Annotated in this window: 21 protein-coding genes; 7 read left to right on the top strand and 14 right to left on the bottom strand. The window is 65.4% G+C overall.

What is annotated here, in order from left to right; all coding sequences use genetic code 11:
- A complete protein-coding gene (locus tag QFZ30_RS21675; RefSeq protein ID WP_307079874.1) occupies window positions 1–996 on the top strand; it encodes an ABC transporter substrate-binding protein in 996 nt (331 codons plus the stop codon).
- Between the two features lie 82 nt (window positions 997–1,078).
- Here QFZ30_RS21675 and QFZ30_RS21680 read toward each other — a convergent pair whose 3' ends face one another.
- The 5 genes from QFZ30_RS21680 to QFZ30_RS21700 all read right to left on the bottom strand — a co-directional run bounded on the left by QFZ30_RS21680 (window position 1,079) and on the right by QFZ30_RS21700 (window position 6,813).
- Entirely contained in the window at window positions 1,079–1,750 is a 672-nt protein-coding gene (locus QFZ30_RS21680) for a FadR/GntR family transcriptional regulator (protein WP_307079876.1), read from the bottom strand.
- Between the two features lie 123 nt (window positions 1,751–1,873).
- Complete coding sequence (locus tag QFZ30_RS21685) at window positions 1,874–3,391, bottom strand: amino acid permease (RefSeq protein WP_307080423.1); 1,518 nt, start codon at window positions 3,389–3,391, stop codon at window positions 1,874–1,876.
- A gap of 91 nt (window positions 3,392–3,482) precedes the next feature.
- Complete coding sequence (locus QFZ30_RS21690; protein WP_307079878.1) at window positions 3,483–4,910, bottom strand: aspartate ammonia-lyase; 1,428 nt, start codon at window positions 4,908–4,910, stop codon at window positions 3,483–3,485.
- 7 nt (window positions 4,911–4,917) lie between these two features.
- The gene (locus tag QFZ30_RS21695) at window positions 4,918–6,036 is read right to left on the bottom strand and encodes an asparaginase (RefSeq protein ID WP_307079881.1); all 1,119 of its coding nucleotides are present in this window, start codon (window positions 6,034–6,036) and stop codon (window positions 4,918–4,920) included.
- 18 nt (window positions 6,037–6,054) lie between these two features.
- On the bottom strand, window positions 6,055–6,813 hold the full coding sequence (locus QFZ30_RS21700; RefSeq protein ID WP_373462875.1) for a FadR/GntR family transcriptional regulator: 759 nt from the start codon (window positions 6,811–6,813) through the stop codon (window positions 6,055–6,057).
- Between the two features lie 192 nt (window positions 6,814–7,005).
- Here QFZ30_RS21700 and QFZ30_RS21705 point away from each other — a divergent pair, with 192 nt between their 5' ends.
- The gene (locus tag QFZ30_RS21705) at window positions 7,006–7,272 is read left to right on the top strand and encodes a helix-turn-helix transcriptional regulator (RefSeq protein ID WP_307079883.1); all 267 of its coding nucleotides are present in this window, start codon (window positions 7,006–7,008) and stop codon (window positions 7,270–7,272) included.
- Window positions 7,269–8,513 carry a type II toxin-antitoxin system HipA family toxin gene (locus QFZ30_RS21710; RefSeq protein WP_307079885.1) on the top strand — a complete coding sequence of 415 codons (1,245 nt, stop codon included), beginning with the start codon at window positions 7,269–7,271 and terminating at the stop codon, window positions 8,511–8,513. The genes QFZ30_RS21705 and QFZ30_RS21710 overlap by 4 nt, the downstream gene beginning before the upstream one ends.
- Before the next feature lie 65 nt (window positions 8,514–8,578).
- Here QFZ30_RS21710 and QFZ30_RS21715 read toward each other — a convergent pair whose 3' ends face one another.
- Entirely contained in the window at window positions 8,579–9,196 is a 618-nt protein-coding gene (locus QFZ30_RS21715; RefSeq protein WP_307079886.1) for a uracil-DNA glycosylase, read from the bottom strand.
- Window positions 9,197–9,583: 387 nt separating this feature from the next.
- On the opposite strand from QFZ30_RS21715, the gene QFZ30_RS21720 reads away from it, so the two are divergent.
- Together QFZ30_RS21720 and QFZ30_RS21725 are read left to right on the top strand one after the other, a co-directional pair.
- Entirely contained in the window at window positions 9,584–11,542 is a 1,959-nt protein-coding gene (locus QFZ30_RS21720; RefSeq protein ID WP_307079888.1) for a glycoside hydrolase family 32 protein, read from the top strand.
- A gap of 60 nt (window positions 11,543–11,602) precedes the next feature.
- Complete coding sequence (locus QFZ30_RS21725) at window positions 11,603–12,109, top strand: hypothetical protein (protein ID WP_307079890.1); 507 nt, start codon at window positions 11,603–11,605, stop codon at window positions 12,107–12,109.
- A 16-nt stretch (window positions 12,110–12,125) separates the two neighbouring features.
- Here the strand turns inward: QFZ30_RS21725 and QFZ30_RS21730 are convergent, their stop codons facing one another.
- Window positions 12,126–12,509: an RNA-binding S4 domain-containing protein gene (locus QFZ30_RS21730; protein WP_307079892.1), complete on the bottom strand. Its 384-nt coding sequence runs from the start codon at window positions 12,507–12,509 to the stop codon at window positions 12,126–12,128.
- On the opposite strand from QFZ30_RS21730, the gene QFZ30_RS21735 reads away from it, so the two are divergent.
- Window positions 12,508–13,464 carry an SDR family NAD(P)-dependent oxidoreductase gene (locus QFZ30_RS21735; protein WP_307079894.1) on the top strand — a complete coding sequence of 319 codons (957 nt, stop codon included), beginning with the start codon at window positions 12,508–12,510 and terminating at the stop codon, window positions 13,462–13,464. The two genes, QFZ30_RS21730 and QFZ30_RS21735, sit on opposite strands and share 2 nt — an antisense overlap.
- A gap of 13 nt (window positions 13,465–13,477) precedes the next feature.
- On the opposite strand, the gene QFZ30_RS21740 is transcribed toward QFZ30_RS21735, so the two are convergent.
- From QFZ30_RS21740 to QFZ30_RS21755, 4 genes are all read right to left on the bottom strand, one after another.
- Window positions 13,478–14,587, bottom strand: a complete 1,110-nt coding sequence (locus QFZ30_RS21740) for a sulfite oxidase (protein ID WP_307079895.1) — start codon at window positions 14,585–14,587, stop codon at window positions 13,478–13,480.
- Between the two features lie 102 nt (window positions 14,588–14,689).
- Complete coding sequence (locus QFZ30_RS21745) at window positions 14,690–15,694, bottom strand: aldo/keto reductase family protein (protein WP_307079897.1); 1,005 nt, start codon at window positions 15,692–15,694, stop codon at window positions 14,690–14,692.
- 81 nt (window positions 15,695–15,775) lie between these two features.
- Window positions 15,776–16,825: an aldo/keto reductase gene (locus tag QFZ30_RS21750; protein ID WP_307079899.1), complete on the bottom strand. Its 1,050-nt coding sequence runs from the start codon at window positions 16,823–16,825 to the stop codon at window positions 15,776–15,778.
- 212 nt (window positions 16,826–17,037) lie between these two features.
- Complete coding sequence (locus QFZ30_RS21755; RefSeq protein ID WP_307079901.1) at window positions 17,038–17,826, bottom strand: hypothetical protein; 789 nt, start codon at window positions 17,824–17,826, stop codon at window positions 17,038–17,040.
- A gap of 231 nt (window positions 17,827–18,057) precedes the next feature.
- On the opposite strand from QFZ30_RS21755, the gene QFZ30_RS21760 reads away from it, so the two are divergent.
- Window positions 18,058–18,459, top strand: a complete 402-nt coding sequence (locus tag QFZ30_RS21760) for a YchJ family protein (RefSeq protein WP_307079903.1) — start codon at window positions 18,058–18,060, stop codon at window positions 18,457–18,459.
- Here QFZ30_RS21760 and QFZ30_RS21765 read toward each other — a convergent pair.
- The 3 genes from QFZ30_RS21765 to QFZ30_RS21775 form a co-directional block, all read right to left on the bottom strand.
- Window positions 18,456–19,256, bottom strand: coding sequence for a hypothetical protein (locus QFZ30_RS21765; protein WP_307079906.1), 801 nt, complete (start codon window positions 19,254–19,256; stop codon window positions 18,456–18,458). The two genes, QFZ30_RS21760 and QFZ30_RS21765, sit on opposite strands and share 4 nt — an antisense overlap.
- A gap of 51 nt (window positions 19,257–19,307) precedes the next feature.
- Complete coding sequence (locus QFZ30_RS21770; protein ID WP_307079908.1) at window positions 19,308–21,293, bottom strand: acyl-CoA dehydrogenase family protein; 1,986 nt, start codon at window positions 21,291–21,293, stop codon at window positions 19,308–19,310.
- A gap of 62 nt (window positions 21,294–21,355) precedes the next feature.
- Window positions 21,356–21,658: a hypothetical protein gene (locus QFZ30_RS21775; protein WP_307079910.1), complete on the bottom strand. Its 303-nt coding sequence runs from the start codon at window positions 21,656–21,658 to the stop codon at window positions 21,356–21,358.
- Window positions 21,659–21,842: the final 184 nt, after the last annotated feature.

Genomic DNA, 21,842 nt, shown 5'->3' on the forward strand with positions numbered 1-21,842 from the left:
ATGAACAAGTCCACTTTCGACCGGCGCAGTTTCCTCACCCTGTCCGGTCTGGCCCTGGGCGTCGTAGCCATTGCCGGCTGTGAAGCGCCCGCGGGAACCCCCGGAGCATCCGCCCCAGGGGGAGCGAAACAATACATCGCCATCGTCTCCAAAGGCTTCCAGCACCAGTTCTGGCAGGCCGTGAAGCAGGGCGCCGACAAGGCAGCGAAGGAGTTCGACGTCGAAGTCAGCTTCGAAGGCCCCAACACCGAAAAGGACGTGGATCAGCAGATCCAGATGCTCACTACCGCGCTGGGCAAGTCGCCGGCCGCGATTGGTTTCGCCGCCCTGGACTCACAGGCGGCCACCCCTTTGCTTGAGCAGGCCAAGAGCAAGAACATCCCGGTCATCGCCTTCGACTCCGGTGTTGACTCGGATATCCCTGTGACCACTGCCTCCACGGACAACAAGGCTGCCGCGGCGGAGGCCGCCAAACATCTCGCCGAGCTCATTGGCGGTTCAGGTGACATCGCGATCATCGGCCACGACCAGACCTCCAAATCCGGTACGGACCGCCGCGACGGTTTCAAGGAATACATCGAAAAGAACCACCCGAACGTCAAAATCGTGGCCATCCAGTACGCCGGCGGCGATCAGCTCCTCTCAGCTGATGCGGCCAAGGCCATCGTGACGGCCAACCCCAACCTCAAGGGCATGTACGGCACCAACGAGGGGTCGGCTATCGGCGTCGTCAAGGCTGTTGAAGAACTGGGTCTCAAGGGAAAGCTGACCATCGTCGGCTTCGACTCCGGCAAGGCACAGATCGATGCCATCAGGTCCGGCCTGATGGCCGGAGCCGTCACCCAAAACCCGGTGGGAATTGGCTACGAAACAGTCAAGGCTGCCGTGGCCGCCATCAAGGGCGACAAGGTGGAGAAGGTGGTGGACACCGGTTTCTACTGGTACGACGCCAAGAATATCGATTCGGACGAGATCAAGCCCAACCTCTACCAGTAGCCCTGGCTAAACCTGCTGCTGCGGCCGCCCATCTTTCGGAGGGGCGGCCCCAGCGGTTGGTGGATTCGTGCGCGCGGCCCAGTTACAGCGCCTGCCTCAGCCACGTTTCCACACCGCTGATGTGGACAGTGACCAGAGCCCTCACCAGCTCGGCGTCACCACGCTCCAAGGCGTCAGCTATGGCCTTGTGCTCGGCCAAGGTGTGTGCCACGGCCTTCTCCTGGGTAAGTCCGCGCCAGATGCGGGCACGGACCGTACGGCTGGACAGCGCTTCGAGAAGGCTGCCCAGGTAGGCGTTACCTGCGGACCGGGTGATGATGCCGTGGAATTCGAGGTCGTGGGCCACGAGTTCCTCAACGTCGGTGTACTCGTCGATGCCGTCCATCGTGGCCCGCAGGCTGGTGAGCTCGTCCCCAGTAATCTTCCCGGCCGCCATGAACGCGGTGGCGGGCTCCAGGATGCGCCGGACTTCGAAGAGCTCGAGAATGGACCTGTCCTGATGGAGTTCCACCACAAAGCCCACGGCCTCGTTGAGCAGCTTTGCGTCCAAGCTGGTGACATAGGTTCCGTCGCCCCGCCGGACGTCCAGCACGCGGATCAGTTCGAGGGCCTTCACTGCCTCCCGCAGGGAGCTGCGGGACAGGCCGAGTCGCTCGCTGAGTTCCTTCTCCGGCGGAAGGCGGTCGCCGGCCTTGAGTTCGCCACGGATCAGCATGTCCTTGATCTTGCCGATCGCTTCGTCTGTAACAGCCATTCCTCCATCTTAGCCGGGATACATCCGATGTTTCCGAACGACAACGACGGCGGCACCCAGGTTCCGCGCGAACAGAACCTGAGTGCCGCCGTCGGGCGTTACTTCCGTTGGAGCGGCCGGGAGTTACGGGCGGCCGTCCTTGCCCGCGCCGGGAGCGGGCCGGTTGGCGACGAGCGGGTACGGGCCGGTGAAGCCGTCACGGATCGTGGCGAGTTCCAGGATCCGGTCCCGGCAGAGGCGCCAGCCGAGCATCAGGGCGGGAATCACCACCACCAGTGAAGCGATGGTCCAGGTACCCACGGGAGAGTCGAACGCCATCAGCACCAACACTGCTGCCAGGAACGCAAGGGTGATCCAGCCGGTGACGGGAGAGCCGGGCATCCGGAAGGCGGGGCGCAACAGTTCACCGCGCTTGGAGAGCTTCACCAGCTGCATCTGGCACAGGACGATCATGGCCCACGTGCTGATGATGCCCAGCGAGGCAATGTTCAGGACAATCTCGAACGCTTCGGCCGGAACGAGTGCGTTCAGCACCACGCCCAGTCCAGCCACAACTGCCGTCAGCGCGATGCCGCCGTAGGGGACTCCGGCCTTGTTCATGCGGCCGGCGAACTTCGGCGCCGAGCCGGTAACCGACATGGAGCGCATGATGCGGCCAGTGGAGTAGAGCCCGGCATTCAGCGAGGACAGGGCCGCCGTGAGGACCACCAGGTTCATGATGGCATCCACACCTTCAACCCCGATGGAGCCGAAGAACGTGACGAACGGGCTCTCGCCGGCCTTGTATGAGGTGTACGGGAGCAGCAGGGAGAGCAGGATCAGCGAACCGACGTAGAACACCGCGATGCGGACGATGACCGTGTTGATGGCCTTCGGCATGATCTTCTCGGGGTTTTCCGTTTCGCCGGCCGCGGTACCAATGAGCTCGATCGAGGCGTAGGCGAACACCACACCCTGCATCACCACGATGGCGGGCAGCAGGCCGTTGGGGAAGAAGCCGCCGTTGTCTGCAATAAGCGAGAAGCCGACCTCCTGGCCCGCAACCGGGGTGCCGAAGATGACGAAGTAGATGCCAACGACCAGGAAGGTCACCAGCGCCACCACCTTGATCAGTGCGAACCAGAACTCCAGTTCGCCGAACACCTTGACGGAGACCAGGTTCAGGCCGAGCACCAGGATGAGCGCGGCCAGCGCCCAGATCCACTGGTCAACGCCGGCGATGGGCGCCCAGTACTTCTTGAAGAAGTTCATGTAAAGCGCGACGGCGGTGATGTCCACGATCGCCGTCATCGCCCAGTTGAGCCAGTAAAGCCAGCCGGTGACGAACGCAGCCTTCTCACCGAAGAATTCGCGGGCGTAGGAGACAAACGAGCCGGACGACGGGCGGTGCATGACCAGTTCCCCGAGGGCGCGGAGGATCATGAAGGCGAAGAAGCCGCAGACTGCATAGCTAAGGATCAGGGCGGGGCCGGCGGTAGCGAGCCGGCCGCCGGCGCCCATGAACAGGCCGGTGCCGATGGCGCCGCCGATGGCGATCATCTGAACCTGGCGGGGCTTGAGGCCCTTGTGGTAGCCCTCGTCCTCCTGGTGCAGGGTTGCTTCGGAGGCGTGGGCGTGCGCTGGAATGGTGTGGTCGGAGATGGGCGCCTTTTGCTGGGCGTCCACTGGGGGCTGTGTCACGGGGGAGTCCTTTGTCTCTTGGGATGGGGACTATCTGGTGGTGCGGTTGGGGTTATTTGGTGAGGTTGGCGAGGCGTTCGGGGCTGAGGAGGTCCTGGAGTTGGGCGGCGGTGAGTAGTCCGTGTTCGAGGACGAGTTCGGCGACGCCTTTGCCGGTGGCGAGGGCTTCCTGGGCGATGGCGGTGGCGGTGGTGTAGCCGAGGTGGGGATTCAGGGCGGTGACCAGGCCGATTGATTGTTCCACGGTGAGCCGGAGGTGCTCGGTGTTGGCGGTGATGCCCCGGATGCAGCGTGCCGTAAGGGTGCGGCAGGCCGCTTCCAGGTGGGAGATGCTCTTGTGGAGGCTGTGGACGATGATGGGTTCGAAGGCGTTGAGTTGGAGTTGTCCGGCTTCGGCGGCCATGGTGATGGTGACGTCGTTGCCGATGACTTCGTAGGCGACTTGGGAGACGACTTCGGGGATGACCGGGTTGATCTTGCCGGGCATGATGGAGGAGCCGGACTGGACGGCGGGCAGGTTGATTTCGCCGAATCCGGCGCGGGGGCCGGAGGAGAGGAGGCGGAGGTCGTTGCAGATTTTGGAGAGTTTCACGGCGACGCGTTTGAGTACTCCGGAGAGGTGGACGAAGGCGCCGACGTCCTGGGTGGCTTCGATGAGGTCGATGGCGGTGATCAGGGGCAGGCCGGTGACCTCGGCCAGGTGCCGGCAGGCTGCCTCGGCGTAACCGGTGGGGGCGTTCAGTCCGGTGCCGATGGCGGTGGCGCCGAGGTTGATTTCGTGGATGAGCAGTTCCGCCTCGGCCAGGCGCAGCCGGTCCTCGCCGATGGTGATGGCGTAGGTGCCGAATTCCTGGCCCAGCGTCATGGGGACGGCGTCTTGGAGCTGGGTGCGGCCCATTTTGACGACGGTGCGGAATTCCAGTGCTTTGGCGGCGAATGCCTCTTCGAGTTCGGCCAGTGCGTCCAGCAGTTCCCGGCCGGCGAAGATGGTGCCCAGTTTCACTGCGGTGGGGTAGACGTCGTTGGTGGATTGGGAGAGGTTGACGTGGTCGTTGGGGTGCAGGCGGGTGTAGTCGCCTTTGGGGTGGCCCAGGATTTGCAGGGCGCGGTTGGCGATGACCTCGTTGGCGTTCATGTTCGAGGAGGTTCCGGCGCCGCCTTGGATGACGTCGACGATGAACTGGTCGGCCAGTTGGCCGTTCATGACGTCGGTGCAGGCCTGTTCGATGGCGGTGGCGCGTTCGGCGTCGAGGAGGCCGAGTTCGTGGTTGGTGCGGGCGGCTGCGAGTTTCACCGCGGCCAGGCCGCGGACCAGGTGCATGTTGGAGGACAGGGGCTGTCCGGTGATGGGGAAGTTTTCCACGGCGCGCAGGGTGTGCACGCCCCAGTAGGCGTCGGCGGGGATCTCGCGGTCACCCAGCAGATCGTGCTCGGACCTGGTGTTCGCTGAGGTGTCAGGGGGTGTGTCGGTGGTGGTCATGGGGTCCTCACAAGACTTCATTGACGGGCGTGGACAGAAAATCGGTGGCCTGCAGCAGGCCTACTTGATGGCCACCGCCCAGGACGGGCACGGTGCCGATGCCGGCGAGCGGCGCAGTGTCCACACCCAGCGCCTCCAGGACCCGGACGGTGACGGGCATCCGGGCGCGGTCGCCGCCGTCGGAAATCTTCACCGCAACGGCGCGGCCGTCCGGCAGGCCCACCAGCTGCACACCCTCGAAGCCGTCCTTCGCCACCATTCCGGGGGCCAAGCGCATCAGCTCGGTGACGTCCCGGCGTTCGCCGGCCACCATGTCCGGGTGCTGCTGCATGGCCAGGCCGACGGCGGCTTCCGCGGACAGCGGCGCGGGTCCGCCGTCGTCGGACGTGTTGGCAGCTGCGTTGCTGGACGCCGTGTTGCCGGATGCCGTGCTGCTGGCGGCGGCGATGCGTCCAAAGCCGCGGGCCATGCCCCGCAGGGTGTGGGCGAAGAGCGGAGTGCCGCAGCCGTCAGTACTCAAGCCCAGCGGCTCCTCGCCGGTCAGCTCGGTGACGGTGTTGGCCACGAGCTGCTGCAACGGGTGGGACGGGTCCAGGTAGCCCTTGACCGGCCAGCCATTGATGACGCAGGTGGCGGCCATCGAGGCGTGCTTGCCGGAGCAGTTCTGCGTCAGCTGTGTGGCGTGCCCGCCCGAACGCAGCCATGCCTCGCGTTCGCTGACGCCGTAAGGCAGGTCGGTGCTGTTCCCCAGGTCGCTCGGAGAGAGGCCGTGAAGCTCAAGGATCCGCAGGGCGCCATTGCGGTGCCGGACTCCGCCGGAGTGGCTGGCCGCGGTCAGGGCCAACAATTCCGCAGGCAGCTCCAGACCGGCGCGGACCATGGCCACCGCCTGCAGCGGCTTGAGCGAGGAACGCGGGTAGAAGGGCGCCAGCGGGTCGCCGGCCGTCGCCAAGGTGGAGCCGTCCGCTGCCGTGGCGATCACCGAGCCGTAGTGGATGCTCTCCGGCAGGCCGTCGCGGGTGGCCACGGCGAGGGGTTCGTGCTGCGGGAGAGCGCGGGTGGTAACAGCTTCCGCTGCGGCGTCGCGGGCAGCTGTCCGGGCGGCGGGAAAGGCAGGGGTTCGCATGGCGTCCTTGGGGTGACGTTACTTGTTGAGGATGGAATCGAGCGCAACGCCCACCGCGTGCAGGTGGGCGGCCATGGCCGCGCTGGCCCCTTCAGCGGAGCCGGCTTCGATGGCGTCGAGGATGTGCTGGTGTTCCACGTCCGAGGCATGTTGCCGGTCCGCCACCATGTTGAGCGTTTCGGACTGGTGGGCCAGGGCGTCCCGTATATCGGCAACCACGCTGGCGAAGACCTTGTTGCGGCTGGCGCGGGCGATGGCCGCGTGGAAGCTGGAGTCCAGGGCCACCCACGACTCGGGGTCGGTTTCCGTGGACATGGCGGCCGTGATGTGCCGAAGCGTCTCCAGTTCTTCTTCAGTGCGGCGCTCCGCGGCCAGTCCTGCCGCGGGTACCTCGATATGCGGCCGCGCTTCGGTGAGATCCCGGGCGGAGTACTGCCCGAGGGTGAGGTCGTTGGCTACCTTGTTGGCCACAACAAACGTGCCCTTGCCCGTTTTGGTGACAGTGAGGCCCAGGGCTGTGCAGGAACGGAGGGCTTCCCGGATGACCGAGCGGCTCACACCGTACTGCTGGGAGAGCGTGGCCTCGGAATTCAGTTTGCCGCCCACCGGAACCTTGCCGGACTCGACGTCGGTTCGGATCGCGTTGAACACTGCCTCGGCGGCGCTTAGCCGGGCCAGAGGCAGGGCTGAGGCCTGGGCCGGTGGCGGCGTTACCGGCGGATACGCGGTTGCGGACTCTGCAGGCTGTCCTGCTGTCCTGCTGTCTGACAGGTTCACGCTTAAAATATGGCACGGGTCACACAAAGTGTCAATGTTTGTACCGAACAAGACGGTGACCCGGCGAACCCGCCGACTGCAAGGAAGGCTGGCGGTACGTTCGTACCGAAGGTGGATCTTTCGTCCCGCATACCTTGCGCCATATACTGATTGAAAGGGCCAATCGGTACGTTCGTTCCTATAAGGAGACCAATGCTGGACTCTTTCTCCGGCGCGGTGGCGGCAGAGGTCCGCGCCCGACGCGTGCGCCTGGGCCTGACCCAGCAGGAGCTCGCGGACATGGCCGGTGTCTCCGAACGCTTTGTCCGCTTCGTGGAGCAGGGCAAGCCGAGCGTCCAGCTGGATTCCCTGACGGCCATCCTGGAAACCCTGGGGCTTGAGCTCCGTCTGGCCACCAGGACCAGCCAGGCCGCCCACGCGCTTACCGGGCAAAGCGGTGACCAGGAAGCCCCGCGGTGAAGCACCGTATCGCAGACGTCTACAAGGCCGGCGTGCTGGCCGCAAAATTGGAAAGGCACGGTGGCGGTACACGGTTCAGTTACCTGCCGGCGTACCTCGCGTCCGGAGGGCCCGCCGTCGCCAGTTCCCTGCCGCTCACCACGGAACCGGTGCTGTCTTCGGCGGGCGCGGCGCCGCCCTACTTCACCGGCCTGCTGCCGGAGGGACGCCGGCTGAATGCGCTGCGGCGGTCCATCAAGACCAGCGCGGACGATGACCTTTCGCTGCTCATCGCGGCCGGAGGCAACCCCGTGGGTGATGTCCAGATTGTGGGGCACGGCGAACCGTTGGACCCGGACGAGCACGCGGTCGAGCTGGACCCCAAGTTGCCCGTGGACTTCGACGAGTTGCTGGGGGATCCCGACCTCATCGACCCCGTGGCCCTGGCGGGGGTGCAGGACAAGCTGTCCGCCGGGATGATCTCGCTGCCCGTGGCCAGCGCCGGCAAGCGGTTCATCCTCAAGCTCAACGCCCCCGAGTTCCCGCACGTGGTGGAGAACGAACTGGTGATGTTCCGCTACGCCGCCAGGCTGCGGATCCCGTTGAGCCCGGTTCAGCTGATCCGTGACGTGGCGGGCAGGCCGGGCCTGCTGGTGGAGCGCTTTGACCGGGTTCCTGTTGCGGGCGGAGGCGCCGACGAGGTCCGGCGCCTGGCGGTGGAGGACGGGGCCCAGGTGCTCCGGCTCTACCCGGCGGACAAGTACAACGTGGGATTCGGGCAGGTCTGCCATGCGCTGGCCGAGTATTGCTCCGCGCCTTTGCCTGCCCTCCGCAACCTGGCCATCCAGGCGGCGTTCGCGTGGCTGAGCGGCAATGGGGACCTGCATGCCAAGAACGTGTCGATGATCCAGCAGCCGCACGGCGAGTGGACAATCGCCCCGGTGTACGACATCCCCTCAACAGTGGTCTACGGGGACAAGACGCTGGCACTGACACTGGCCGGCAAACGCAGCGGGATCTCGCGGCGGCATTTTCTGGGGTGGGCCACGGAACTGGGGCTCACGGACCGTGCCGCGGCGCAGGTTGTGGAGCTCGCACTGAAGGCGTCGGGTCCGCTGATCGCGGACCTGGAGGCGGGCACCGCTTTCCGCGCCCTCAACGCGGCGGGGATGGACGACGACGGCGGCTCGCCGTTTCCGGACATCGTCACCCGGGTGTGGGTCAGGGAGCTGAAGCACCGGCGGAGGCTGCTGGAGGGATGAGGCACTCGAGGCGGGGTGCGCGCGGCGGCGCGTGCCGGCGTCGGGCTTTCCGGTGGAGTTGAGGACTACAGGTGCTGGATGCCTGCACGCTGCATGGCGTCCCTGTAGATCTCCACGCTCTTGGCCAACAGGTCCTCCTGCTTGGCCTCGGAAACAGCAAAGGCCCGCCCGCCGAGCGCGCTGGCCTTGTAGATCTTGATGCCACTGTTCCTCAACGACGAATGGTAGGTCTTCTCGAAGAGGGTGAGGAACGTGGAGGCGTCCGTGCCGTGGGCGATTACGGCGGAAACGCGGCGGTTGATTTTCAGGAACTGACGGAAGGGGCGCAGGCCGTCAGTCTTTTCCTGGACATTAAGGGCTGAGGGGAGTTCGGGATCGCGGACCCACGGGTAGGCGTTCCAGGGCATCACGTAACGGGGATCAAGCTCGGCGAGTTCGTAGATCTGGGTGGCGCGGCGGGCGGCTTCGTCATCGTTGTAGTGGGAGATGAATCCGGATTCCGTGCCCTTGCCGGGGCTGACCTGGAGGCTGACGATCCGGCATTCGTCCTCGTCATGCACGGGATCGATGTAGGGGACGACAGACCCTGGCTTCTTTTCCATCAGTTCGTCGCAAAGCTGCGTTACCGCCGCGATGTTCGGTTCCTGCAGCAGGGCCTTTTTTTCGTCCCAGTCAATCGTCACGATCTCTCCCTCAGCAGCACGGCGTCCAGAATCAGGCGTCTTAGGCCACTCTACGCTTTTGGGCGTTGGGGCGCGCGGGGGAATAGTTTTCCGGTGTTGTCAAGGGTTGAAGCTGCCCGAAAGCCTGTCTAGGGTATCGCGTGGCGCAAGCACCTTTACGCCTCTTTCCGAGTCCCCGGAGGCACCCACCCCCAACCAAAACGGCCTCGGCCGTTCGGCTACCTGCCCACCAACGTCAGGGTCGGCGGTGGCGGCCATTACAAGTGATCCGCAGCTGGCAGTCCGTGACTGATTGATGCTGCTCCCTGCTGAGTAGCATGGAGTGGGGGCGTCAGGCTGGCGTCCCCACTCCATTGCGGGAATCCCGTCCACATCTGAATGGCCACCATGTCCGAAAAACCAAACTGGCACGCGCTCTTTGAAAAGCGAAGCACGTGGGTTGCCGTTGCAGCGGCCGGCGCCGCCCTGCTCGTGGCCTTAGTGGCCATCGTTCCCAGCGTCCACAAGCCGGACGGGCCGCAAGTACAGGCAGAGAACGCTCTCGGCGCCGTGGCGACAGCCCAGGCCGCCTTGAAGACATCCCGGGGCGCGTACGGTTCTTACTGGTTGTCAGGCGGCGACCGTACCTTGGACGCCGGACATCCAATCCAGGCCACCGGAGTAGAGGATCTGCGAAGCATCGATTGCGCCGACGGCTGGGTGGCTGCAGCCAAAATCGGCAGCGACATCTACCTTCGGTCGAGCCTTGACGATACGACAACAAAGGCCGGAGCCGGGGAAATCCGCCGCCCGGAGTGCATTACTCCTGAAGCTGTTCATTCCATGCTCAGCGACCTGGGCAGAATCGACCGGTCGCCTGTGCCCGGAACATCACCTGAACGGCCTGCCGGCTCGTCTCAATACCGCCCGAGCTACCACATCACGCCTGAGCGGGACTGGATGAATGACCCGCAACGGCCCTTTTTCCTCGATGGGCTCTGGCACTACTACTACCTTTACAACCCGGATTATCCGGAGGGCAACGGGACCGAGTGGTACCACCTCACCAGCAAAGACCTACTGACCTGGAAGGACGAGGGCGTTGCCATTCACAAGTTCAGGAACGGACTGGGTGACATCGAAACCGGCAGTGCCGTGGTGGACGACGAGAATACGGCTGGCTTCGGAAAGGGAGCCGTCATCGCGGTCCTGACGCAACAGGACCAGGGCGTTCAACGGCAGTCGCTTTTTTACTCGACAGACGGCGGCTACACCTTTTCCTCGTACGGAGGCAACCCTGTCATGGACAATCCCGGAGCGGAGCACTGGCGCGATCCAAAAATCGTCCGCGACGAAGCCAACGGACAGTGGGTCATGGTCCTGGCCGAGGGCAACAAGCTGGGCATGTACACCTCAACGGACCTCAAACGCTGGAACTACGCCTCAGGCTTCGACCGGACCGGGCTCGGTCTGCTCGAATGTCCTGACCTCTTCCAAATGGACCTCGACGGCGACCCCGCAAAGAGAACCTGGGTCCTCGCAGCCAGCGCCAACGGAACCGAAGAGGGACGAACCACCGGCGTCGCCTATTGGACCGGAACCTGGGACGGAAACCGATTTACCCCCGCCGATGAGAAGCACCAGTGGCTCGACGCCGGATCAGACTTTTACGCCGCCGTGACCTGGGATGATCCCAGACTCACTGAGGGCCAACGGATGCAGTCCAGGCAGGCGATCGCCTGGATGAACAACTGGGATTACGCCCGCAAACTCCCCACCCAGGACTGGCACGGCGGGATGGACTCGATCGTGCGGGATCTCCGGCTCAAAACAGTGCAGGGCCGGCCAACCGTCGTTTCAACTCCTTCCAAGGCGCTGGCACGACTCGAAGGCCAAGCATCAACGCACGGTCCGGAAACAATCACCCCGGACGGAACTCCGCGGTTGCCGCCCGTGCAAGGCGGTGCCTACCGGCTGGACCTGACTCTTGAACGCGCCGGCACTGACGAGGGATCAGAGGCCCGCCTGCTGCTGGAGAGTGGGGGAGAGGCCTTCGCTACGGTGGGCTACAACTTCCAGGACGGGGCCGCCTTCGTTGGACGCGAAGAACCAGCGGCAACCGCAGCAGACCTTGGTGCGGTTTTCACGGAACGGCGTGCAGCCTCCGTATCCGCAAGGAACGGTACCGTGGATCTGACGGTATTCGTCGACCACTCCTCCGTTGAGGTGTTCGTCGACGGCGGCGAACAGACGCTTACATCGCTCGTCTTCCCCAATTCAGGACAGCAGAGCATCAAGCTGGTGACCGGCGGGGGCAATCTCACCGTCAAGACCTTGACCTACGCCCCGCTGTCTTCAACGCGCTGATGCCTCAAACGCAGTCGCCGATCCAGTTGGCCGCCAGCAGTCCGATGTCTAGGAACCCCATTGCCGATTAACAAGAAGACGCTCAAGGACGACGGGTTTGCCGGATTCAGGACCTTCGGGAGCCTTGAGATCATGAGGATTCCGCAAGGGACGGGTGTCTTCGCCGTGCTGCAGCCCGAAGGGTTCAAGCCGCGCTTCCTGAAGAAGAGCACAGCCGGAATCTTCAAGAAGAAGGACCCCTCCATTCCCGGGCCAGCCCTGGCTGACGAATGGGTTGAGGACGCTGACATTCTATATTTCGGCAAGGCGGGGCCCGGGAGCAAGGGCAACCGTGGGCTGCGGCGGCAGATCCAGGAGTTTCTGGACTTCGGCAAGGGAAAGCCGCCGGGCCACTGGGATGGAAGGCTGGTCTGGCAGCTCGCCGACTCCGGGTCATTGCTCATCGCCTGGAAAGAGCTGCCGGCAGAAGCAGTAAACGACGCCGAGGCCAAGTACCACGCGGAATTCCACGCGGTCCATGACCGGCTGCCGTTCGCGAACCTCGTACAGGCCCGCGTCCGGAACTAAGCCAATCCGCCGTTGGTCATGCCGTGCCCTTGAGCCGCTCCATTTCGCGGCGGTCCTTCTTGGTGGGCCGTCCGGCGCCACGGTCCCGCTGGGGAAGGCCCAGTGCTGGTGCAACTGGCCGCGGCGGGGTGTGGTCCGTGAAGCAGTGCGCGGCAGCCTCCGCCCCGACACGTTTGGCGATCAGCCGGCGGACCTCCAGAATGCGTTCATACCCGGACATCCGCACAGTGACGGTGTCTCCCGTCACGAGCGTGGCAGACGCCTTGGCGGGACTGCCGTTAAGCCGGACGTGTCCAGCGCGGCAGGAGGCCGTGGCCGCGGAGCGGGTCTTGTAGGCTCGGATGGCCCACAGCCACGCGTCAATGCGGACGCTTGCGGGGGAGGAAGGAAGACTGGTCATGGCTGGCACCGAGTATACGGCGTCGGACGTCTTGAATCCTGGCCAGTTGAGGGCCCTTGCCACCCACGGCGCTCAGGAACATAGTGAAGGGACTCACCACAACCTGAGGGGAGGCCTGGCCATGGCGACCAACGCAGACCGGACCAATCGCGCCAACCAGCTGAACGGCGGCCCCCAAGAGGGCGACGAGAGCCGGCCGGCCGGGGCGCTGCAGGGCAAAACCGCGCTGATCTATGGCGCCGGCGGACCCATCGGCGGCGCTGTCGCCAGGACGTTCGCCGCCGAGGGTGCAACGGTCTATCTGGCCGGGCGCACCCAATCCAGGCTGGACAAAGTTGCGCGGGACATCGGTGAGGCGGGCGGCACGGCCCACACCGCCGTCGTCGACGCCCTGGACGAAACGCAGGTGGACGCCTTTGTTGACGGGGTGGCCAAGAAGGCGAAACGGATCGACATCACGTTCAACCTGATTTCCTACGGCGACGTCCAGCAGCCCTTGATGGAGATTGCGGCGGATGACTTCGCGCAGCCCATCAGCAACGCCGTGCGGACCCATTTCCTCACCACGCGCGCCGCGGCACGGCACATGATCAGGCAGCGCTCCGGCGTGGTGCTGATGTTTGGCGGCTCCGGACCCCAGACCCTGCCTGGACTCGGCGGATTCAAGGTGGCGCTGGACGCCATGGAGGGACTCCGCCGTCAGTGGGCGACAGAACTTGGCAAGGATGGCGTCCGGGTGGTCACCATGGTCACCGGCGGCATCATCGAGACGCTCCCCTGGCAGATGGAAGGCCGCGAGGAGGTCGTCAGGGAAATCGCCGCCGCCGCCCACCTCAACCGCACCGCCACCCTGGAGGACGTCGGCAACGTGGCAGCCTGGATCGCCTCGGACAGGGCCGGAGCCATCACGGATGCCACGGTGAACCTCTCAAGCGGCGCCATCGTGGACTACTAGCATCAGCCGGGCATCACTCCACTGTGACGCTCACCCGATGCACCATGTTGTTGCCTATCCCCTGATAGTTCCAGTTCTGCTCCAGCGGCTGGACTGCCCCGGTGGCATCCGTGGCACGGCAGGCAAGCTCATGCTCGCCCGGATCGGCTACCCACGGAAGCGTCCACTTGCACCAGGCGAACGGACCCGCGGGCTTTTCCAGCTGGGCTCGCAGCCATTTGCCGTCGATCCCCACCTCAACACCGGTCACCGCGCCCTCGCCGGACCAGGCCCTGCCCTGCAGCATCACCGGGCCGTGCGGCAGCACCCGCTTGCGGGTGAAGAAGTCCGGGATGCCCGGCGGAACCATCAGCGAACGGATCCTGATCCGCGAAACCGGCGTTCCGACGTCGTCCGCGGTGTCCTGGTACCGGTACGCCATGTGCTGCTGGAACCCCATAAAGGGGGAGGTCACAACGTCGATGGACTCCAGCCACTTGACGCTTGTCATGCCGTACCAGCCGGGGACCACCAGCCGGAGGGGATAGCCGTGCTGGGGCGGCAGGTCGTTGCCGTTCATCTGGTAGGCAAGAACGACGTCGGGTCGCATCGCTTCCCGGATCGGCAGGCTCCGCGCATACCGCTGCCGGACGCCGCCCTGGATCCCGGCGTCGGCGCCGGTGAAGACCACCTCCACGGCCTCCGCCAGCACCCCGGCCTTCCCCAGGAGGTAGGCCAGCGGCACGCCGGTCCACTCCGCGGTGCCCACCGCCTCGAGGACCCACGGCTGGCTGAGCGGCCGGGGCGTGAGCAGCGAACGGCCGTTGCCCGCGCACTCCAGGGTGACGGGGACCGTGATGGCCGGATCCTTCTTCAGCGCGGCCAGGCTCAGCTCCTGCGCGCGTTCCACTGCGCCGCCGATCAGCAGGTGCCAGGATGCGGCGTCAGCGTCGGGAATGTCGAAGTGGGTGAGAACATAGTGCAGCCCCGGCGGCGTGACGTCCTGGCGGAGGGCCTCCAGCGGCATCGAATGGTTGCGGGCCGCCAACTGGAGTTCCTCCGCCGTCAAGGGCCCGGAGGTGGGCTCGCCTGCAGTCGGCGCAGGGCGGGTGGACTGGCGGAGCCTGTAGATCTGCTTGGTCATGGCGGTTCGATTCTGCTCGATGAGGCCGGCTGATTCCCCTCTTCACAGGTTTACGCCCGGGCCGTGCGTCCGTCAACGCAGGCCATGACCCACAACGGACGGCTAGGCTTCGCGGGTGGCGGGGGACTTGGTCTGTGCCGGATCCCGTTCGGCGAGCGGGCCGATGACGTCGTCGATCTTCTTCATGACCTGCGGTTCAAGCCTCACGCCTGACGCCGCCACACTGTCCGCGATCTGTTCGGGACGGGAAGCGCCGACGATGGCCGAGGCCACGTTCGGGTTCTGCAGTACCCAGGCCACGGCGAGCTGGGGCATGGACAGTCCGGCCTCGTCGGCGATCGGTTTGAGTTCCCGCACGCCGGTGAGCACGTCATCGCGCATCCAGCGCTGGATCATCTTGGCGCCGCCCTTCTCATCCGTGGCGCGGCTGCCTTCGGGCGCCGGCTGGCCGGGCAGGTACTTGCCGCTCAGCACGCCCTGCGCCATGGGGGACCAGACAATCTGGGACACGCCCAGCTCCTCCGACGCCGGAACCACCTCCGCCTCGATGACGCGCCACAGCATGGAGTATTGAGGCTGGTTGGAGATCAGCTGGAAGCCGAGATCCTTAGACAGGGCGTGGCCTTCGCGGAGCTGCGCCGCCGTCCATTCGCTGACGCCGATGTACAGCGCCTTGCCTTGGCGCACAATGTCCGCGAACGCTTGCATGGTCTCTTCCAGCGGCGTTTCGAAGTCGTAGCGGTGGGCCTGGTAGAGGTCCACGTAGTCCGTCTGCAGCCTGCTCAGCGAACCGTTGATTGAGTCCATGATGTGCTTGCGGGACAGGCCCAGATCGTTCTTGCCCTTGGGGCCGGTGGGGCCGAAGACCTTGGTGAAGATCTCGAGGGACTCGCGGCGCTCGCCTTTCAGCGCTTCGCCGAGGACCGTCTCCGCGGCGGTATTGGCGTAGACGTCGGCCGTGTCGAAGGTGCTGATGCCGGCGTCGAGAGCCGCCCGCACGCATTGGGTGGCCACGTCGTTTTCCACCTGGGACCCGTGGGTCAGCCAGTTGCCGAACGTGATTTCCGAGACTTTGAAGCCGCTGTTTCCGAGGTATCTGAATTCCATGGGTTTCACGCTAGCGGACAACGCGGCTAACGGAAAGGGCTTTCCGGAAGTCGGCGCCAGGCGGTGTCTAAGCCAAGAGGGTCATCGCCGGCGGAGCTCCGCGTACTCCAAGGACGGGACAATGGCCCCGGCATCGCGCTCCACGAAGTTGGTCCCTGGCGGCACCAGCTCGTCGATCGCGTCCAGCACAGACTCGCCCAGCACTGTGTCGGCAGCCTTCAGGTAGGCCAGGAGGTGCTCTTCATTTCGGGGACCGATGATCACGCTGCTGACAGCGGGGTGGCTCAGGGCAAAGCCCACGGAGAGCTCCACGAGGGACAGCTCCAGCTTGTCCGCCAGCCGGGCCAGGGAGTCCGCGGCCAGCAGCTTCCGTTCGCTGGCCGGCCCTGAGATGTCGTAGCGGCCCGGGAGGGAATGCACCCGGGTGGGCGGCTTGCCGGCGTCCAGGACAGAATCTCCGGACAGCCAGCCCCCGGCCAGCGGGCCGTACGCGAGCACTCCAAGCCCATACTGCTGGGCAATGGGAAGGACGTCGCGCTCATTGCCGCGCACCAGCATGGAATAGGGGACCTGGTTGGCAACCGGCGGGATCAGGTGGTTGGTGGTGGCGAGCCACTGGGCCTCCACCAGCTGCGCCGGGGTGAACACCGACGTGCCGTAGTAGAGAATTTTCCCCTGCCGGATCAGGTCATTGAGCGCGGTGATGGTCTCCAGCACATCGGTGTTGTAATCCGGCCGGTGCGCCTGGTACAGGTCGATCCGGTCCGTCTGCAGCCGGCGGAGGCTGCCCTCCACGGCCTGCATGATCCAGCGGCGGGAGTTCCCGGAATGGGCAGGGTTGGCGCTCATCTGCCCGTGGAACTTGGTGGCCAGGAAGACGTCGTCCCGGCGTCCGCGGAGCGCGCGCCCCACCACTTGCTCCGACTCCCCTTGGGAGTAGACATCGGCAGTGTCCACCGCGGTGATGCCGGCGTCCAGCGCTGACTGGATGATGCGGATGCCCTCGTCCGCGCCTGTGGGGGCGCTGCCCGGCGCGCCGCCCAGGCCCTCACCAAAGTTCATGGTGCCCAAAGTGAGCGGGCTGATGGGCGTGCCTGACCGCCCGAATACTCGCAGTTCGTTGAGGCTCATCCCCGGATTCCTCACATTCGATGTCCCACGCGGATTGCAGTGGATCGTCACGAGGCTACACAAATTCGCCGGCGCGCGGCCGGTCCCCGCATTAGTACTTAGCCTTTCGTAGCACCGGGTAATGCAGCCCGCAGCAATGACGAATTGTGAAGGCGCCGGACAGACGCCGGGTAGGCGCCCGGGCAGCGGGGCAAAGCGGCTGAAGGGGTCAGTCAGTGCCGGTCAGCAGGCAACTTGCCCTTGAGCACCTTGGCGTGGCCGGACAGGGACACCAGTGAACCCGTGTCCAGCAGGGACAGCGGCGCGGCGGCAGGAGGCTTCTCGAAGGACCTCGGAACGTCGCGCACCGGGTGGTCCTGGTGCAGTGCCGACTCCACCAGCGGAGCCACCGCCGCCAGCCTCTCCGCAGGAACGGCGGGACCGGGAAGGTCACGCACTGAGATCTTGATTTCCGGAGCGGCTGCCCGTGCCCGTGCCATGGCCCGGGCGTCTGCTTCCGCGACGGCGGCAGCCCAGTCCCGTGCCAGCACCGGCGGCTCCCGCCGTGCGGCGGTAAGCATGGGGTGATGTCCGACGGCGGCGCGTAGCCGGGAGCCGAGCTCGGCCGGCTTGAGGAGGGTCCCCCAGTCACGTGGTGTCCGCGGGGAAGCTGCAGCTTTCGCGCGGACCGCCTTGAGCACCCCTGCGGCCGCCGGCGTTCGGGAGGCGGCGGCAGCACCGTCGTCGGGCGTTGGATCAGCAGGCGCTGAAACCGCAGGAAGATGCGCCGGAGGTTCCGGCGCGGCCGATGCAGCAGGGGCGGGAAGATGGACCAGCGGGACGGTGTCGTTGTTGGGCAGCCTGCCGAAAAGGGCCATCACCATGAGCGCAACCAGCCGGCCAACCCCTGCAAGGACCAAGGTGGCAACAACCAGGAGGAAGAGGACGAAAAACATCAGGAAGGCGAGGCCGAGGGTTCCGAAAAAGGTCAGGTTCAGGGCAATAGTCGTTGAATCTCCCATGTCACCTCTCCTATCTGCCAGCAGCGGAGTCCGTGCCGGCACCCATCACCACGGGCAACAGCCCCTCCACTACCTTACGGACTATTTTCGGGCCATGCCGCCCCTGGACGGCGCTCGCCCGAGGTTGTTTCGAACCTGTTACCGGATATGACAGCAGCCCCGCCGCCTATAGTCGGAAGTGAGCCCGAAGGCCGCCATAAGGTGGGCGGGACCACACCGGACAGGAGCACCATGTTTGAAAATCCGCTCAATGCCCGCAACTGCGTCTGCGGCTCCGGCGAGGAGTATTTTGAGTGCTGCGGGCGTTTCCACGACGGCGAGTCCGAGGCCGCCACGGCGGAACAGCTGATGCGGTCGCGGTACAGCGCATTCGTCCTTTTGGACGCCGATTACCTGATGCGGACCTGGCATCCGGACACCGCTCCGTCCGGGCTGGAACTTGACCCAGGGACAGAGTGGCGAAGGCTGGACATCCTGTCCACCAGCCGCGGAGGGCCGCTGGACACCGAGGGGACGGTTGAGTTCAAGGCCCATTTCGTGCACGACGGCGGACGCGGTGTCCATCACGAGACCAGCCGCTTTGTGCGAGAGAACCGCCGCTGGTACTACCTCAGCGCCGCCTGGCTCGCCTAACCCTCGTCGTACGCTTCGTCCGGGGTGAAACCGGCCTTGTCCACCTTGCGGTGGAAGTGCATTCCTGCCAGCCCGCCCAGCACGGCGCCCGCCAGCGCAACCAGGGCCACGACGACGGCGGCGATGATGCTCGCCGTGGTCAGTTCCCCTTCATTGATGGGGATGCGCGGAAAGCTGTTCAGGTTGGCCAGGATGTTGAACTGCTGGCCGGCAATCATCCCCAGCAGGGCCACCACCACGGCGGCGATCAGCGCCCAGACCCAGACCATGAAGCCTTGCTTGGCGCCGTTGAACCTGGCCATTCTGCCGGCAACGTAGCCGCCTGAGTAGTAGGAGATGAACAGGATAGCCAGGAGGACGATGATCCCCACGAGCCCCACCGTGCCGTTGGTTGTCATCTGGTTGACGGCATCACTGACGTCTGCGTTATTTGCCAGGCCTACCGCCGTCCCCGCTGCTGCCACCAGGGCCGTCAGAAGCACGCCCATCCCTGTGGCGGCGAGCCAGCCGAAAAAGGCCGAACCCACTTTGATGCCACCGAACTGTTCCTTCTCCCTGGCCACGGCCGTCTGCCGGTCTGTGACGTTGGGGTCTGTCACATTCGGGTAGGCCGCCGGGGTGGCCGTCACGTTCGGCTCCGGCCGGTACTCTTTTTCACCATAGGCTGCCGGGGCCTGTTCGTAGGAACGGGTGGGCTCGCCGCCAGCGAATGCTTCATCGCGGGCCGTTCCGCTCCGTCGATTTTCATTCGCGGCTCGTCGCGGAAGGCGGTCCTCAGGTTCTATTGGGCTGCTCATGGATCAACTCAACCACTCGCCCGGGCGGATAACAAGAATGCTTACTATTCGCTAGCGGTAGTGTCGGTGCAGGTTGTCCTTCGTTGAGGGCCCGGGCGTCGCGTCCGCGATCCATGGGCCGGTGCCTTCCGACTGGTCCAGGACGCCGGCCTCCAGCCAGGTGTAATCCCCGGCCAGGACCTTGCGCGAAATGTCATGGTCGCCGTCGTCGGTGTTCCGCCAGAGCTGGTCGAAGTACTCGTCAACGCGGACTCGGGCCTGCTCGCAATACGCTTCTGCCAGCTCGTAGGCGGTTGCGGCCCTTTCCGGCGCGGTATGGAGCATCATCTCAGCCCGCGAGCAGCACGCGGCCATGGCGAACAGCTCCGCCCCGATGTCCACCACTCGGCCCAGGAAAGCCTGCTTGTACTCAAGCTTGGCCTGCCAGCGTCCCATGCCGTAGAAGGTCTGCCGGGCCAGCCGTCGCGAGGACCGCTCCACGAACCGCAGGTGCTTGCCCAGCCGGCCGAACTCGCTGTAGGACCGGGGGTCCATCCCCGCCCCGGCCACAAGCTTGGGCAGCCACTTCGCGTAAAAGCCTGATGCCCCGACGGCGGCCTTGGCTTTGTCCGACAGGCTTGCGGTCACGGAGGCGAGGTCGCCGGCGGCCGCCAGGTGCGCGTCCACTGCCTCCCGTGCGATGAGGAGCTTCATGATCTCCGAGGATCCTTCGAAGATCCTGTTGATCCGGAGGTCACGCAGCTGCTGCTCGGCCGGAACTGCGCGCTCGCCCCGGGCTTCCAATGATTCGGCGGTCTCGAAGCCCCGGCCGCCGCGGATCTGCACCAGCTCGTCGGCGATCCGGCAGCTGATCTCCGTTGACCACAGTTTGGCGAGGGCGGCCTCGATCCGGACGTCCTTCTGGCCGGCGTCGGCGAGCTCCGCGGAAAGCTCAAAGACCGCGTCAAGGGCAAAAGCGGAGGCTGCGATGAACGCGATCTTCTTGCCCACTGCCTCGTGTTTGCCTACCGGCTGGCCCCATTGGGTGCGGGCGTTGGACCATTCGCGGGCAATTTTCAGGCTCCAGCGGCCGGACGCTACGCAGAGGGCCGGGAGGGCGAGCCTGCCCGTGTTCAGGGTGGTCAGCGCGATCTTCAGGCCCTGGCCTTCACGCCCCAGCCTGTTTGCGGCGGGCACCCGTACCTGGTGGAACCGGGTCACGCCGTTTTCAATGCCGCGCAGACCCATAAAGGCGTTCCGGTTCTCCACGGTGATGCCGGGGGAGTCCATCTCCACCACGAAGGCGCTGATGCCGCCCTTGTGCTGGGTGCCATCCGCGTCGGTATGGGCCGGGACCAGGGCCATCACCACCACGAGTTCGGCGATCACGCCGTTGGTGGTCCAAAGTTTCACGCCGTCCAGAAGGTAGGACTCGCCGTCGTCCGTGGGAACAGCCGTGCTGCCCATCCGGGCGGGATCGCTGCCCACATCCGGTTCGGTCAGCAGGAAGGCAGTAATGGCGCCGGCGGCACACCGCGGGAGGTATTCGCGTTTCTGCTCCGGGCTGCCGAACACCTTCACCGGTTCCGGCACGCCGATGGACTGGTGGGCGGACAGGAGTGCGCCCAGGCTCGGGTGCACGCTGCCTAAAAGCCCCAGGGCCCGGCCGTAGTACACCAGGGAAAGCCCAAGACCGCCATACTCCTGCGGGATCTTCATGCCAAAAACGCCAAGCTCGGCCAGGCCCCTGAGGTATTCGTCCGGGATCTTGGCGTCACGTTCGATCACGCGGCCGGACAGGGTGCGGGCGTACTCCGTCAGCCGGGCTATGAAGGCCTCGCCGCGTTCCACGTCATCCGCGTCCGCCGTGGGCCACGGATGGATGAGGCTGAGGTTGAAGCTGCCCAGGTACAGGCCCTTGGCGAAGCTGGGCCGGTCCCAGCCGGTCTCCCGGGCGGCCTCGGCAACCGCCCGGGCTTCTTCTGCGGTGACCTCAGGGCCGATCTTGCGGGCGGCAACGGGAGTTTCTGCGGCGGGGCTGTCAGTGGCGGAGCTCATGGGGTATCTCCTCTAACCGGGATGGCCGGTTCGAGCCTGGATCCGCCGGGTTGGAGAACCCTTCAGCTGTCCCTCAATATTACCCGCGGGTAGCTTCCGGTGCTAGGGGATGGCTGTCCTTGGAAGTCGCCGGGAAGCTCCACCGTGGAGGCGTGGTGCACCAGCTTGTCCCAGCCGTGGTTGATGCCATGGACCACTGCAAGCAGCGCGCTGGACGCGAGGAACCAGGCGAGCTTGCCCACTCCCACCAGGACCAGTGCGACAAACCCGGCCGTCAGGACAAACACCACCAGGACAAGGGCAAACACCAGCGTTCCGATGAACACCATGGTGGCGGTCTCCACTGCACTTAAGTCGAACTGCATGCTTCCCCCTGCTGCGCCGTTGCTTCCTTTGATTCAGTAGGACTGAGCGTAGGGGCTGGCCGGCGTGCCCAACCAGCCGCGGCGCGCCCGTGGGGCGTGTTGATATGGGATCGAAATACTACCGGGAGGTAAGTCACGGGGCGGTTGCGGGAACCCGTCCTCTGTGGCCAACGGGCTCTGCGTT

The sequence above is a fragment of the Arthrobacter pascens genome, assembly GCF_030815585.1.
Lineage (GTDB): Bacteria > Actinomycetota > Actinomycetes > Actinomycetales > Micrococcaceae > Arthrobacter > Arthrobacter pascens_A.

Excerpts from the sequence above, each read along its gene's own strand:
- QFZ30_RS21690 (WP_307079878.1), bottom strand. The coding sequence starts at position 4,910 with ATGACCACCACCGACACACCCCCTGACACCTCAGCGAACACCAGGTCC.
- QFZ30_RS21720 (WP_307079888.1), top strand. The coding sequence starts at position 9,584 with ATGTCCGAAAAACCAAACTGGCACGCGCTCTTTGAAAAGCGAAGCACG.
- QFZ30_RS21745 (WP_307079897.1), bottom strand. The coding sequence starts at position 15,694 with ATGGAATTCAGATACCTCGGAAACAGCGGCTTCAAAGTCTCGGAAATC.
- QFZ30_RS21740 (WP_307079895.1), bottom strand. The coding sequence starts at position 14,587 with ATGACCAAGCAGATCTACAGGCTCCGCCAGTCCACCCGCCCTGCGCCG.
- QFZ30_RS21750 (WP_307079899.1), bottom strand. The coding sequence starts at position 16,825 with ATGAGCCTCAACGAACTGCGAGTATTCGGGCGGTCAGGCACGCCCATC.
- QFZ30_RS21675 (WP_307079874.1), top strand. The coding sequence starts at position 1 with ATGAACAAGTCCACTTTCGACCGGCGCAGTTTCCTCACCCTGTCCGGT.
- QFZ30_RS21735 (WP_307079894.1), top strand. The coding sequence starts at position 12,508 with ATGGCTGGCACCGAGTATACGGCGTCGGACGTCTTGAATCCTGGCCAG.
- QFZ30_RS21765 (WP_307079906.1), bottom strand. The coding sequence starts at position 19,256 with ATGAGCAGCCCAATAGAACCTGAGGACCGCCTTCCGCGACGAGCCGCG.
- QFZ30_RS21755 (WP_307079901.1), bottom strand. The coding sequence starts at position 17,826 with ATGGGAGATTCAACGACTATTGCCCTGAACCTGACCTTTTTCGGAACC.
- QFZ30_RS21695 (WP_307079881.1), bottom strand. The coding sequence starts at position 6,036 with ATGCGAACCCCTGCCTTTCCCGCCGCCCGGACAGCTGCCCGCGACGCC.
- QFZ30_RS21760 (WP_307079903.1), top strand. The coding sequence starts at position 18,058 with ATGTTTGAAAATCCGCTCAATGCCCGCAACTGCGTCTGCGGCTCCGGC.
- QFZ30_RS21770 (WP_307079908.1), bottom strand. The coding sequence starts at position 21,293 with ATGAGCTCCGCCACTGACAGCCCCGCCGCAGAAACTCCCGTTGCCGCC.
- QFZ30_RS21680 (WP_307079876.1), bottom strand. The coding sequence starts at position 1,750 with ATGGCTGTTACAGACGAAGCGATCGGCAAGATCAAGGACATGCTGATC.
- QFZ30_RS21705 (WP_307079883.1), top strand. The coding sequence starts at position 7,006 with ATGCTGGACTCTTTCTCCGGCGCGGTGGCGGCAGAGGTCCGCGCCCGA.
- QFZ30_RS21775 (WP_307079910.1), bottom strand. The coding sequence starts at position 21,658 with ATGCAGTTCGACTTAAGTGCAGTGGAGACCGCCACCATGGTGTTCATC.
- QFZ30_RS21730 (WP_307079892.1), bottom strand. The coding sequence starts at position 12,509 with ATGACCAGTCTTCCTTCCTCCCCCGCAAGCGTCCGCATTGACGCGTGG.